The organism is Pseudomonas sp. PDM25 (assembly GCF_019219045.1).
In the GTDB taxonomy this organism is placed as follows: Bacteria; Pseudomonadota; Gammaproteobacteria; order Pseudomonadales; family Pseudomonadaceae; genus Aquipseudomonas.
In genome coordinates, this window is sequence record NZ_JAHUWL010000018.1 from 124,887 (window position 1) to 138,608 (window position 13,722).

The following is a 13,722-nucleotide window of genomic DNA, read 5'->3' on the forward strand; positions in this document are numbered from 1 at the left end:
AATATCGGGCTCTATTGATAGGAAGGTTTCTGGTCTTCGCGACTGGCCACTCGTTGCTCAAATACACCGACGGAATTACCGCCGAGTGCCACGTACAGCCGCACCGTGTCGAGGTACTGCGCAGTCTTCACTCTGATTTGACCCAGTAACGCTTGCTCATAAGCACGTTCCGCCTCCAGCACCTGGAGAATGCTGTTCTCGCCTTGCGCGTAGGCTTGCTGGTTCAACCGAAAGCTCGTTTCCGCCGCGCGCAACGCGTCCTCCTGGGCCAGGTTTTCCTCGGCGTCATGATTGATCGCCTGCAAGGTGTCAGCGACCTGACCGAACGAACTAATGACGGTTTGCTGGTAGCCGGCGAGGGTTGCCTTGTAGCCGTCGACGGCGGCCTGGCGTTCAGCTTTCAGCGTTCCGCCATTGAAGATGGGCGCCGTGAGCCCGGCGGCGAAGCCCCAGAGTGCGGCGCCGCCATTGCCTGAAGCCGCCTGTGCAAGCGACGCGGACAGTTCAACATGCGGATAGAGGTTGGCTGTCGCCACGCCAACCGCGGCGCTGGCCATGTGCAGTTCTGCCTCGGCTTGTCGTACGTCCGGCCGGTCGTGGGCCATTTCGGAAGGGAGACTGACCGGCACGTTTGCCGGCAAGGCAAACTCGGCGAGCGTGAAGTCAGGTGCGATCCAGTCAGCCGGGCCTTTGCCCGTCAGAATCGAGAGTGCGTGACGTGCCGAGTCGCGCTGCTGGGCGAGGGGCGGCAACAGCGTGCGGTCCTGGGCGAGCCGGGTTTCGGCCAGTGAAACATCGATCTGCGTGGTGCTGCCATTGGCGTGCGCCATGCGCACCAGTTCGAGGTTCTTTGCGTCATTGGCGAGCAACTTTTCGACGGCTGCCATCTGTGCGCTGGCAGAGGCCAGCAACAACGCCTGACTCGCGACATCGCCCGTCAGAGTCAGGTACGCCGCTTCGTAGCGATGCGTCTGCAGATCGGTAAACGCTTGCTGTTGTTCGACCTGCCGTTTGTTACCGCCGAAAACGTCAAGGTCGAAGCCAACCCGCGGCCCAATCGCATAGAAGTTGGAGGTGGAAGGTTCTTTCGCGTTGTGCACCCGTTGGCGGCCAGCCTGGGCACCAAAATCGACCTGCGGATACAGCGCACCTTCCGCCGCAGCGACGGAGGAAGCCGCTTGCCGGATCGTCGCGTCTGCGGCCACGAGCTCAAGATTGCCGTCAATGGCGCGACGTACAAGCTTGTCGAGCTTCGGTGAACGAAACGCAGACCACCAGTCACCGTTGACCTTTTTGCCAAGGTCGATGCGCTGCTCGCCAGGCTTGTTGCTGCCTTGGCCAAGACGCTGCTCGGCCTGTTGATCGTAGTGCTGCGACAGGCTCGGTGGCGGCATTTGATAGTCAGGGCCGACGGTGCAGGCGGTCAGGAACGCGAGAGCCGACACCGCACCGAACGTGGTTTTGAACATTTGTCTATTGATGAAGCGTGCAGGGAATTTCATTTGGCAAACTCCACGAAAACTAGTTGGTCGGAACGGGCTTGCGAAGAAAGACAACCAGTGGGCTGACCACCAGCATCGCGAACATCAAAATCTTGAACTGGTCGACCACCGCGATAAACGCGGCCTGGCCGGTGATCATTTCGTTGAGCCCCGCCAGTGCTTGCAGGGACGTCGGCGCGGAATGCGCAGCGGCGCGATACGGCGTCAGGTTACTGGCCAGCGCCATGTGCATCGCCTGCGTGTTGTTGAAGAAGAACAGCTGCACAATCGCAACGCCCAGGGTGCTGCCGTACACGCGTGACAGGTTGAACAGACCGGTGCCTTCCTGGCGTAACGTCGGGTCGAGCGTGCTGAACGCGACCTTGGTCAGCGACGGCATCAAGATGCCGATGCCAATGCCCTGGATCGCACCCGCCACCGCCACGGGCGACCAGTCCATCAACGGCGAATAGCCGAGCATCAGCCAGTTGGCATAAATCACCACGGCGACGCCTGCCGCCACGAACAACCGACGGTCGAAACGCTCGGGAACACGGCTCATCAACAGGAACGCACCGACCAGCCCGATCCCGCGCGGAATCGTCAGGGAACCCGTGGTGTCAGGCGGGTAGCCGAGAATCTCGTCGAGCATCGGCGAGGTCAGCGCCATGGTTGATAACAGCACGAAACCCACGGCGAAAAAGATCACCGTCGAGAGCACGAAGTTGCGGTCGTTGAACAAACGCTTGTTGAGGAAATGCACCTTCGTGGTCAGCACATGCGCAGCGAACAGGTAGAGCCCCAGTGCACAGCCGATCGCTTCCAGCCAGATTTCGGTCGAGGCAAACCAGTCCAGGCGTTCACCACGGTCGAGCAACATTTGCAGGCTGATCAAACCCAGCGTGAAGCTGCCGAAGCCAAAGAAGTCGAACGACGGACGTTTCTCGGCCTTTTTCTCGGCAAGCAACAGCGCCATCACCAGGAAGATAAACGCCGCCAGCGGAAGGCTGATGTAGAAGATCGGGCGCCATCCGAAATGTTCGCCGAGCCAACCGCCGATGCTCGGGCCGCTGACGATGCCGAACAGCACGATGGCCGTCCACGTCGCGCCAAATTTCGCACGCTTCTCGAGGGGCAATGTCTCCAGGGAAATCGCCATCGACAGCGGTGCCAGCACGCCACTCGCCAGGCCTTGAATAATGCGTGCGCCCACGAATTCCAACGGCGTCGTTGCCTGCGTCGCGAGCAGCAAGCCAAGGACGAAGAAGGCCAGCGCGGCTTGATAAACCAGTTTCAAGCCATAGCGCCCGGCGAGCCATTGCGCAATCGGCATCGTGATGGCGCTCGCCGCGAGGTACGAGGTGAATATCCAGCCAGCCTGGTCGTCGGTCATCGACAGGCTGCCCTGAATCAACCTGAGAACCGCATTCGGCAAAGGCAGGTTCGCCGACTGCATATAGGTGGCGAGCAGCGCGGCGAACCTTAATGTCCGCGCACCTTGAGGTCCGGCAAGTTTGGCGTTCATCAGAAGTTACCTGCGGACAACAGGGCCTTGAGCGGATGCCACCAAGGCGTGCGATAACCGGTATCGATCTTGACCGTGGCGCTGGTACCCGAGAAAAGCGGCAGGGCAGGGTCCATCTCATCGAGTTCGAGTCGGACTGGTACCCGCTGCACAACCTTGACCCAGTTGCCGGTCGCATTTTCCGGCGGCAGCAGGGCGAAGTCCGAGCCGGCACCGGGGCTCATGCTGGTCACGTGGGCTTTGAAGACGCGATCAGGATACGTATCGATCCTGATGGTCGCGTCCTGGCCTGGACGCATGTGGGTCACGTCGGTTTCGCGGAAGTTGGCCTCAACCCAGATCTCGCGATCGGACAGCAGTGCAAAGGCTGGCGCACCGTTGTTCACATAGTTGCCCACCTGCAAGTCGTCGACCTTGGCCACGATGCCATCGTCCGGCGCATACACCGTCGCGTACGAGAGATACAGCTGCGCCTCGTCGAGCTGAGCCTTGGCCTCGCGAACCGACGGGTGACTATCGGCTTCGATGTCTGGATTGCCGTTCAAGGCAACGATCGTACTGGCGATCTGTTGTTCGACCGACGCGATTCGTTGCCGGGCCACTTTAACGTCAGTGTCGGCGCGCTCGTAAATCGAGCGCGAGACAAACTCTGTAGCGACCAGCGCCTTCTTGCGGGCAAAATCCCGCTGGTCGAAATCGGCCGACTCTTTAGCCGATTGCAGTTCAGCCTGCTGCTGGCGGTAGCTGGCCTTGAGGCCATCAATGCGCAACCGCGCGACGCTCAACTGCGCTTGTGCACGGTCAACCGCGATCTGCAGCGGTTTCGGGTCGATCCGGAACAGAATCTGGCCTTTGTGAACAGGCTGGTTGTCCTCGACGGCGATCTCGACGACTTGCCCGGAAATGCGCGCGTTGACCGATGCCTTCGCTACTCGGGCGTAAGCGTTATCGGTCGAAACAAAGGGCTCACCCGCGACATAGTGGGCGTACCCAACTGCAGCGAAGAGGACAGGGAACCCCACCATCAGCAATGGCCGAATTTTCTCTTTAAGCGGCTTCTTGATCGGTGAGTCAGACGGGTTCGGCCCTGGATGCTCGAAGGTCTGTGTAGCTGGGATGTCGAACTGTTTGGTCATGATCGATTGCACCTATTAACCGGGAAGTCGGGCTAACACCCGCAAAAACAGCCATACCGTGTGCGGTCAGGAGGATCGCTCCGCCGCCTCTGTTTCGTCGCCGCAATACCCAGTTCGAGCTCCGCTACAACAAACCTCAAAGCCAAGGAATTTCTGGTTCCTTAATTTTGTGCGATGGTGTAAGAATATCCCCCGGGCTCACTTTCATTCAAGGATTTTGTACGACATGGCACAAAAAAAGATTACAGAGGCGAAAGGCCGCGGCCGCCCACGCGCGTATGACCCGCAGACAGCGCTGTTGCAGGCACTTGATGTTTTTTGGAGTACCGGATATTCCGGCGCTTCCTTGGACAGCATCGCCACGGCGGCGGGCATGAATCGCCCAAGCCTCTATGCGGCATTCGGTGACAAGCACGCGCTCTATATAAAAGCGCTGGAGCAGTATTGGGAGTTTGCCGCTGCGGCCATGCAGGAGGCGCTGACAGACAACGAACTGACCTTGAACCAGGCATTGATGCGGTTTTATGAAGGGCAGTTGTCGATCTACTTCTCGGGTGACGGTCAGCCGCGTGGGTGCTTTGCGATCGGCACGGCGACGACCGAAGCCGTCGAGGATTCTGAAATACGAGACGTGCTGTCGGACCGGCTCAGCAGGCTCGATGCCGATCTCGAAACGCGTCTGCGAACGGCCATCAGTTCTGGTGAATTGAAAGGCGATGTCGACCCGGCGGCCCTTGCCGTACTCGCGTCATCCCTGCTGCATAGCATTTCGATACGTGCGCGGGCGGGCAAATCCCGCGCTGAATTGACCGAGCTTGTGCGCAGCGCGGTCAACGTGATCTGCGGTGGGTGAGGTTTACGGTGAGTGAAGGACTCGACGATATTCTTGCCGAACAGCTGGCCGTGATTTTTTGTGGCATCAACCCAGGCATGACGGCCGCTGCCCAAGGCCACCATTTTGCGGGCAGGGGCAATCGCTTCTGGCGCACGCTGCATCTCGCGGGGTTTACGCCTGAGGAGGTGCGCCCGGAAAACGATCGGACGATCTTGCAGTATCAGTGTGGATTAACGGCCGTGGTGGAACGGCCTACGGCCCGAGCGGATCAGTTGTCTGCCCATGAGTTCATCGCTGCCGCTGCGGACTTCGAACAAAAAATCCTGCGCTATGCGCCGCGCTTTGTGGCGTTTCTCGGTAAAGCGGCGTATTGCGCGCTATCCGGTCAACGAGACATTGCATGGGGGCTTCAGCCAAAGACCTTCGGCAATGCTTCGGTATGGATCCTGCCCAATCCCAGCGGGCGAAATCGCGCGTTCACGCTTGATCAACTGGTGGGCGCGTACCGCCAACTCTATTTAGCAACCGGCGAGCAACCTCACCCTTAAGCCAGGTACCGCCGAAACCACCCCAGCGTCCGGTTCCAGGCCATCAGGGGCGAGGGCAATGAAGCCTGCCTTGGCCACACGCCGCGCGACGTCTTCGATATACGGGTTGAGCCCGCGGTTTTCATGCACGACCACCACCGCGAGCACCTTGCCGGTGGCTTTCGCCGGGTGCACCAGATAGCCACGGACTTGCCCGTTACCTTTGGGTGATGGATAGGTGATGTACTCGGCAACGATGTCCGGGTCGGTAAATTCAACCTGCTCGGCGAGCGCATAATTCGGACTCAGGGCGGCGAGGAGCGCGCTGGCGGTCAAACCACCCAAAGTGAACAACGCCGCCCCGATCCAGAAAATCTCGCCGGTTGATCTTGCCGTGGGCGTAGTAGTCGTACAGTTCGAGCAGTTCCGGAGCAAAGTCTTTCGCAGTGAGACGGGGCATCTGTGCGCTTCCTCTTTGGCGGGTCGGTGAGCGATACCTATCGAGCGTAGGCGCTCACAAAAAAAGAGGCCTTAGCCTCTTCTTTTTTTATTTCCTCCGATTACACCCTCGACTGCTTATACACGCGCCGGAATTTATGCAGCAGCGGTTCGGTATAACCATTGGGTTGTGCGCATCCCTCGAACACCAATGCGCAAGCCGCTTGAAACGCAACCGACTGCTCGAAATCCGGCGCCATGGGCGTGTAGATCGGATCTCCGGCGTTTTGCTCATCAACGACCCGCGCCATGCGCTGCAAAATCTCGACGACCTGATCCTGGGTGATCACCCCGTGTCGCAGCCAGTTGGCCATGTGCTGACTGGAAATGCGCAAGGTCGCGCGATCTTCCATCAACCCCACGTTATGGATGTCGGGCACCTTCGAGCAGCCGATGCCTTGTTCAACCCAGCGCACCACATACCCCAGCAAACCTTGCGCGTTATTTTCGACTTCCTGCCGAATTTCATCGGCTGACCAGGACGGGGCGGTGACGACCGGCACGCTGAGCAAGCCGTCCAGAAGTGCCGGGCCGGCGGCACCGAAGTCCGTTGTTTCAAGGGACGCCTGCACCGAGCGCACGTTGACCTGATGGTAATGCAGCGCGTGCAGGGTCGCAGCGGTCGGCGAGGGCACCCACGCGGTATTCGCGCCCGCTTGTGGGTGGGCGATTTTTTGCTTGAGCATTTCGGTCATCCGGTCCGGCATGGCCCACATGCCTTTACCGATCTGCGCCCGCCCACGCAATCCACAGTCCAGACCAACGAGCACGTTGTTGCGCTCGTAGGCCTCGATCCACGAGGTATTTTTCATGTCGCCCTTGCGCAGCATCGCGCCCGCTTCCATGGCGGTGTGCATCTCATCGCCGGTGCGATCCAGGAAACCGGTGTTAATGAACGCGACCCGTGAGGACGCTGCGGCGATGCAGGACTTGAGGTTGACGCTGGTGCGCCGCTCCTCGTCCATGATGCCCATTTTCAGGGTATGACGTTCGAGCTGGAGCAAGTCTTCGATGCGGCTGAACAACTGCTCGGCGAAGGCCACTTCGGCGGGGCCGTGCATTTTCGGTTTGACGATGTAGACGCTACCGGTCCGGGAGTTGCCGCGACGTTGCAGGTCATGCAAGGCAATCAGGCTGGTGATGACGCCGTCGAGAATACCTTCCGGGATTTCCAGTCCATCCTTGTCGAGAATCGCCGGGCTGGTCATCAGGTGTCCGACGTTGCGGATGAACAGCAACGACCGCCCGTGCAGCGACAGTGAGCGGCCATCGGCCGCGGTGTACTCGCGGTCCGGGTTCAACCGTCGCGTGATGGTTTTACCGTTTTTCTCCAGGTCCTCTTTCAGGTCGCCCTTCATCAAACCCAACCAGTTGCGGTACACCTGCACCTTGTCATCGGCGTCGACCGCCGCCACCGAGTCTTCACAATCAATGATGGTCGAGAGCGCTGCTTCAATCAGCAGATCCTTGACCCCAGCGGCGTCAGCCTGGCCGATAACGCTCTGCCGATCGATCTGAATCTCGACGTGCAGATCGTTGTTTTTCAGCAGAATGGCCGTGGGATCAGCGAGGGAACCCTGGTAGCCGACGTACTGCGCGGTGTTCGATAAACCGGTTTGGCTGCCGTCTTTCAAGGAGGCTTGCAGTGTGCCGTTGTCGATTCGGTAACGCGCCACTTCGGCATGGGAACCGCTGCTCAAGGGGAATGCCTGATCCAGGAAGCCACGGGCAAACGCGATGACCTTCGCCCCGCGCACAGGATTGTAAGTCCGGCCCGGTTCGGCGCCGCCGTCATTGGAAATCACATCGGTACCGTAGAGCGCGTCGTACAGCGAACCCCAGCGCGCATTGGCTGCGTTGAGCGCATAACGCGCGTTGACCGCCGGGACGACCAGTTGCGGTCCGGCCTGCACACTGATTTCCGTATCGACGTTGGCGGTGCTGACCTTGACGTCTGCGGGTTGCGGTTGCAGGTAACCGATACCGCTCAGGAAGCTGCGATAAGCCGCCATGTCCGTCACCGGTCCCGGGTGGGCGCGGTGCCAGGTGTCCAGTTCGGTTTGCAGGCGATCCCGTTCAGCCAGCAGCGCGCGGTTGATAGGTGCGAGTTCATGCACCAGTGCGGCGAAACCACTCCAGAACGCTTGAGGGTCCAGGCCGGTTCCCGGCAGCACGTCCAGATCAACGAAACGTTGCAAGACAGGGGCGACCTTGAGGCCTTGGCAGTTCACGAAATCGGTCACTTTTTGCATCTCCATCACACAGAATTTATCGAGCGCGGATAACGCCCCTGTTCAGTTCAGGCATTGCGCCCCAGCTTTGGCCACCTGCGCGTCCTGCTCGGCTTTGACCCCGGACACCCCGACCGCGCCGATCACCTGACCGTCGACGATGATCGGCACGCCGCCCTCAAGGGACGTCAACAATGGCGCCGACAAAAAGGCGTGGCGCCCGCCATTGACCATCTCTTCATAGCCTTTGGATTCGCGCCGACCCAGGGCCGAAGTGCGGGCCTTTTCGGTGGCGATGTAGGCGCCAATCGGAGCGCAACCGTCGAGGCGTTCGAGGGCCAGGGGATGGCCGCCGTCATCGACAACCACGATGGTCACGGCCCATTGGTTGTTCTGTGCTTCGGTGCGTGCAGCCGCGAGGATTTGGCTGACTTCGGTCTGGCTCAGTACGGCTTTGCTTTTCATGGGGATACTCCAGTGCTCGGTGAGGGCAAGGCGGCTTCGACCAGTTCGATCCAGTGCCTGACAGGGGTTCGGCCCGCACCGTCGAGGTGGGACTGACAGCCGATATTGGCCGTGACAATGACTTCGGGATGTCCGCTTTCCAGTGCATTGAGCTTGTTGTCGCGCAGTTGCCGGGACAGTTCGGGTTGGGTTAGCGAATAAGTGCCCGCCGAGCCGCAGCACAGGTGACTGTCGGCAACAGGCGTGAGGTTGAAGCCCAGACTGATCAGAATCGCTTCCACCGCCCCCCCCAGTTTCTGCGCGTGCTGCAAGGTGCAGGGGCAATGAAAGGCCAGGCGCTGGGCGCTGTGGATACCGAGCTTTTCCAGCGGCTCGTCGCGCAGCACTTCGACCAGATCCTTGGCCAGCGCACTGACCTTTTTCGCCTTCTCGGCATACGCCGGATCGGTGCTGAGCAGGTGACCATAATCTTTGATGAACGCACCGCAACCGCTGGCGGTTTGCACGATGGCTTCGGCACCGTTTTCAATGCTTGGCCACCACGCATCGATATTGCGGCGGGCGCGATCCAGGCCGGCTGCCTGAGCGTCGAGGTGATAATCCACGGCGCCGCAGCATCCGGCCTCGCGGGTCGCGATGACGCTGATCCCCAGTCGATCCAGTACTCGCGCGGCGGCGGCGTTGGTATTGGGCGACAGGCTCGGTTGCACGCAGCCTTCGAGCATTAACACCTGCCGGGCGTGGCGAGTGACCGGGCGCGGCTTGGCCGGATAGACGCGGCGAGGCAACTTTATCTGCAAGGTGTTGGGCAACAACGCCCGGAACACCTGGCCGCTGCTGACCAGCGCTTTGAACAGCGCCGGATTGGGGACGACGCTGCGCAATCCTTCACGCAACAAGCGCTGACCCAGTGGGCGCGGCACCGCCGCATCGACCACCGCCCGGCCGATGTCCAGCAAGTTGTGATAGTCGACGCCGGAAGGGCAGGTGGTTTCGCAGTTACGGCAGGACAGGCAGCGATCCAGGTGCTGTTGGGTCTTCTGCGTGACTTCGTTGCCCTCCAGAACCTGTTTGATCAGGTAAATGCGGCCCCGCGGTCCGTCCAGTTCATCGCCGAGCAATTGATAGGTCGGGCAGGTGGCATTGCAGAAACCGCAGTGCACGCAGGTGCGCAAGATGCTTTCGGCTTCTTCGGCGCGGGGCAGTTGGCGGGCTTGTTCACTCAAGGTGGTCTGCATGGGTCAAAGCTCCGCGTACAGGCGTCCGGGGTTGAAGATGCCCCGGGGATCGAGTTGTTGCTTCAAGTTCCGGTGGTAGCGCATCAATGCATCAGGCAACGGTTGGAACGGGCTGTCGATCAGGCCATGGGTGTAGCAGGTCACATGCCCGCCGACTTCTTCGACGATCGAGCGAATGAACGTTGCCTCTGCGTCGGATTTGAGCCAGCGCTGCGCACCGCCCCAATCGAGCAACTGACCGCCAGGCAGGGAAAGCCGAGGCGTGTTGTGAGGGACAGACAGGCGCCAAAGTGCCTGGTCCTCATCGAAGAAACTCAATCGATGTTCGTTGAGATCAGCCCAATAAGAAGCGTCGAGCAACTCGCCGCCCAATCGGTCATGTGCCGCTGCCACTGAACCTTCGCCACCCTCAAGTCGCAGGTGCAGGCGTTCCCCATCGTGGCACGCAGCGCTGATCGGCAACGGTTGTTGGCCCCATTCGGCGAGGCGCAGCAAGGCGCGATCACTGTCCATTTCCAGGCTGATGCTTAAGGTTTGACGCGGCTTGGGCAGGACCTTGAGCGAGACTTCGGTGACCACGCCCAACGAGCCGTAGCTGCCGGCCATCAGCCGCGACAGGTCGTAGCCGGCGACGTTTTTCATGACTTCGCCGCCAAAGCGCAAATGCTTGCCGTGGCCGGTGATGACCCGTGTCCCAAGGACGAAGTCCCTGACGGAGCCGGACCAGGGACGCCGTGGACCCGACAGCCCGCTGGCGATCATGCCGCCGACCGTGGCGCCGTCGCCGAAGGAGGGCGGTTCGCAGGGCAACATCTGCTGTGCCGCGTCCAACACTTCCGCCAGTTCTGCCAGCGGGGTGCCGCAGCGTACGGTGATCACCAGCTCGGTCGGGTCGTAGCTGACGATGCCTCGGTGGCTGCGCGTGTCGAGCACTTCGCCCGCCATGATGCGCCCAAGAAACGCCTTGCTGTTGGCGCCTTGAATGCGCAACGGCGTGGCGTTTTGCAGCGCCTGGTTGACCTGTTCCAGCAGCGAGGCGCTGTCGTCGATATCGTGTTCGCTGCGCATCAGAAACGCTCCAGTTCAGGGAAGGGCAACTGACCCATGTGAACGTGCATGGCACCGAACTCGGCGCAACGGTGTAGCGTCGGAATGTTCTTGCCGGGGTTGAGCAAACCACTCGGATCGAAAGCGGCTTTCACGGCATGGAACACGGTCAATTCGTCGCTATTGAACTGCGCGCACATCTGATTGATTTTCTCCCGGCCCACGCCGTGTTCACCGGTAATGCTGCCGCCGACCTTCACGCACAATTCGAGGATCTTGCCGCCCAGGGTTTCAGCGCGATCGAGCTCACCCGGTTGGTTGGCATCGAACAGAATCAGCGGGTGCATGTTGCCGTCACCGGCGTGAAAAACGTTGGCCACCCGCAGGCCGTACTCGGCCGATAGCGCGGCGATCGCCTGCAGCACACCGGGCAACTCGCGGCGCGGGATCGTCCCGTCCATGCAGTAATAATCCGGTGAGAGACGGCCCACCGCGGGAAAGGCATTTTTGCGCCCGGCCCAGAAGCGCACGCGTTCGGCTTCATCGCGGGCCTGGCGCACTTCGGTGGCGCCGGCCTGTTCCAACACCTGGCGCACACGGTCGCAGTCATCATGAACGTCGGCTTCAACGCCATCGAGCTCACACAGCAGAATGGCTTCGGCGTCGACCGGGTAGCCGGCGTGGATAAAGTCTTCGGCGGCGCGAATGGCCAGGTTGTCCATCATTTCCAGGCCGCCGGGGATAATCCCGGCGGCAATAATGTCACCCACCGCGCGGCCAGCCTTCTCGACGGAATCGAACGCCGCCAGCAGCACTTTGGCGGTCTGGGGTTTGGGCAGCAGTTTGACCGTGACCTCGGTGATGACACCGAGCATGCCTTCGGAACCGGTGAACAACGCCAGCAGATCGAAACCCGGAGAGTCGAGCGCCTGGGAACCCAGGGTCAGGTGTTCGCCGTCGACGGTGAGGATGTCGACCTTGAGCAGGTTGTGTACGGTCAGCCCGTACTTCAGGCAATGCACGCCACCGGCGTTTTCCGCCACATTGCCGCCGATTGAACAAGCGATTTGCGAGGAAGGGTCTGGCGCGTAATACAAGCCAAACGGCGCTGCAGCCTGGGAAATCGCCAGATTGCGCACCCCCGGCTGAACCCGGGCCGTGCGGGCGGCGGGGTCGATGTGCAGAATAGAGTTGAAGCGCGCCATCACCAGCAGTACGCCTTTTTCCAGCGGCAATGCACCGCCGGACAAACCGGTGCCGGCACCGCGGGCAACCACCGCGACTTGTCGCTCATGGCAGAGTCGGAGCACGCCTTGCACCTCGTCGATGTGGCGCGGCAGTACCACCAGCATGGGCGTGGTGCGGTAAGCAGAAAGTCCGTCGCATTCGTACGGTTTGAGCTCTTCCTGTTGATGCAGGACTTCCAGATCCGGCCACTGTGTTTGCAGGGCTTGCAGCAAGGCGGTTTTGTCGACATCAGGCAGGACGCCATCGACGCGTTCATCGTAAAGAATGTTCATAGTCGGTTGACGACCCTCAGTTGTTTTTATAGGAGGTCTGTGTCCGTTTAGCACTGACTTGCATCATTGGCCTGAGGCGTTCTACTGTCTATGTGTTGTTTGGCTGGTCGAACCAGTTTTTTATTCAGTAGTTTTTAACTGATGAAAAAAAACAGTTTTAAAACATAAGTTTATGTTTGTGGTTGAACATTTGTGGTTTTGGCCGCGAGGCTGGTCATACCAGTTGGAGAGTCGATGGAAAGGGCAGAAACGAGCCGTAATCCACAAGTCGCAGACGTGGTCTGTGAACGTATAGAACGGCTGATCGTGGACGGGGTACTCAAGACCGGGCAACTGTTGCCGTCGGAGCGTCGTCTGACCGAAAAACTCGGCGTTTCCCGCACGGCACTTCGCGAGGGCCTGAAGCTGTTGCGCGCTCGCGGGATTATCAAGACAGAACAGGGCAAGGGCTCATTTGTTGCCGATCTTTCGGGGCACGGTGCCGCGTCACCGCTGATGCATTTGTTCAGCTCACAGCCTCGCACGCTTTACGATTTGTTCGAGGTCCGCAGCCTGCTCGAAGGCGAGTCCGCACGCTTGGCGGCGTTGCGCGGAACCGACGCCGATTTTGTGCTCATCACCCGCAGCTATGAGGCGTTGATCGACGCCCATAGCCATTCGCTGGAGGCGTCCGAACACGCCCGGCTCGATCATGCGTTTCACCTGGCGATTTGCGAGGCCTCGCATAATCCGGTGCTGGTGCAGACCTTGCGCTCGCTGACGGACTTGCTGCTGAACACGGTGTTTGCTTCGGTGAACAACCTTTATCACCGGGAGCCGCAAAAGCGTCAGATCGACCGTCAACATGCGCGGCTCTACAACGCTGTCACCGGTCGTATGCCGGAGCAGGCGCGCAAGGCTGCCATTGCGCATATTCAGAGCATCTGCGAGAACCTCAAGGAAATCGAAAGTGAAGAGCAACGATTGGTTCGGGCCACACTGCGACTTGAGGGGTGGGCGTAATGCCCGGGTCTTCAGGCGTACGCATTCCCCTGTGGGAGCGAGCCTGCTCGCGATGAGGCCCTGTTAGTCGACATCAATGTTGAATGTAAATCCGCCTTCGCGAGCAGGCTCGCTTGTATGGTAGGACTTGAAGGGAGGAGGAGGGACAAGGCTCGATTCCGACTGTTGACGCAGTACAGACCGTGGGAGATTTCGCCCCTCCTCCTTTCACCCAAGC

Annotated in this window: 11 protein-coding genes and 1 pseudogene; 3 read left to right on the forward strand and 9 right to left on the reverse strand. The window is 60.2% G+C overall.

All coding sequences use genetic code 11. The features are described 5' to 3' along the window. Positions 1 to 11: 11 nt before the first annotated feature. Genes KW848_RS26885 through KW848_RS26895 form a run of 3 tightly spaced genes read right to left on the reverse strand, consistent with a single transcriptional unit; the run spans position 12 to position 4,142 of the window. Positions 12 to 1,502 carry an efflux transporter outer membrane subunit gene (locus tag KW848_RS26885; RefSeq protein WP_218538594.1) on the reverse strand — a complete coding sequence of 497 codons (1,491 nt, stop codon included), beginning with the start codon at positions 1,500 to 1,502 and terminating at the stop codon, positions 12 to 14. 19 nt (positions 1,503 to 1,521) lie between these two features. Further along, a complete protein-coding gene (locus tag KW848_RS26890; RefSeq protein ID WP_218538595.1) occupies positions 1,522 to 3,006 on the reverse strand; it encodes a DHA2 family efflux MFS transporter permease subunit in 1,485 nt (494 codons plus the stop codon). After that, the gene (locus tag KW848_RS26895) at positions 3,006 to 4,142 is read right to left on the reverse strand and encodes an HlyD family secretion protein (protein WP_218538596.1); all 1,137 of its coding nucleotides are present in this window, start codon (positions 4,140 to 4,142) and stop codon (positions 3,006 to 3,008) included. The genes KW848_RS26890 and KW848_RS26895 overlap by 1 nt, the downstream gene beginning before the upstream one ends. Before the next feature lie 226 nt (positions 4,143 to 4,368). On the opposite strand from KW848_RS26895, the gene KW848_RS26900 reads away from it, so the two are divergent. Beyond that, the gene (locus KW848_RS26900) at positions 4,369 to 4,995 is read left to right on the forward strand and encodes a TetR/AcrR family transcriptional regulator (protein WP_218538597.1); all 627 of its coding nucleotides are present in this window, start codon (positions 4,369 to 4,371) and stop codon (positions 4,993 to 4,995) included. 8 nt (positions 4,996 to 5,003) lie between these two features. Further along, on the forward strand, positions 5,004 to 5,525 hold the full coding sequence (mug, locus tag KW848_RS26905; protein WP_218538598.1) for a G/U mismatch-specific DNA glycosylase: 522 nt from the start codon (positions 5,004 to 5,006) through the stop codon (positions 5,523 to 5,525). Between the two features lie 21 nt (positions 5,526 to 5,546). On the opposite strand, the pseudogene KW848_RS26910 reads toward mug, so the two are convergent. From KW848_RS26910 to glcD, 6 genes and pseudogenes are all read right to left on the reverse strand, one after another. Then, positions 5,547 to 5,964 (reverse strand): annotated as a pseudogene (locus tag KW848_RS26910) (dienelactone hydrolase family protein); the annotation flags it as partial. Positions 5,965 to 6,064: 100 nt separating this feature from the next. After that, positions 6,065 to 8,245: a malate synthase G gene (locus tag KW848_RS26915; protein ID WP_218538599.1), complete on the reverse strand. Its 2,181-nt coding sequence runs from the start codon at positions 8,243 to 8,245 to the stop codon at positions 6,065 to 6,067. A gap of 51 nt (positions 8,246 to 8,296) precedes the next feature. Beyond that, positions 8,297 to 8,698, reverse strand: a complete 402-nt coding sequence (locus KW848_RS26920; protein WP_134097463.1) for a heme-binding protein — start codon at positions 8,696 to 8,698, stop codon at positions 8,297 to 8,299. Continuing rightward, the gene (gene glcF / locus KW848_RS26925; protein WP_218538600.1) at positions 8,695 to 9,936 is read right to left on the reverse strand and encodes a glycolate oxidase subunit GlcF; all 1,242 of its coding nucleotides are present in this window, start codon (positions 9,934 to 9,936) and stop codon (positions 8,695 to 8,697) included. Before glcF ends, KW848_RS26920 begins: the two co-directional genes overlap by 4 nt. A gap of 3 nt (positions 9,937 to 9,939) precedes the next feature. Continuing rightward, complete coding sequence (gene glcE, locus KW848_RS26930; protein ID WP_218538601.1) at positions 9,940 to 11,004, reverse strand: glycolate oxidase subunit GlcE; 1,065 nt, start codon at positions 11,002 to 11,004, stop codon at positions 9,940 to 9,942. Then, complete coding sequence (gene glcD / locus KW848_RS26935; protein WP_111448640.1) at positions 11,004 to 12,503, reverse strand: glycolate oxidase subunit GlcD; 1,500 nt, start codon at positions 12,501 to 12,503, stop codon at positions 11,004 to 11,006. Before glcD ends, glcE begins: the two co-directional genes overlap by 1 nt. A gap of 234 nt (positions 12,504 to 12,737) precedes the next feature. On the opposite strand from glcD, the gene glcC reads away from it, so the two are divergent. Next, complete coding sequence (gene glcC, locus KW848_RS26940; protein WP_218538602.1) at positions 12,738 to 13,505, forward strand: transcriptional regulator GlcC; 768 nt, start codon at positions 12,738 to 12,740, stop codon at positions 13,503 to 13,505. The last annotated feature ends 217 nt before the right edge of the window (positions 13,506 to 13,722 follow it).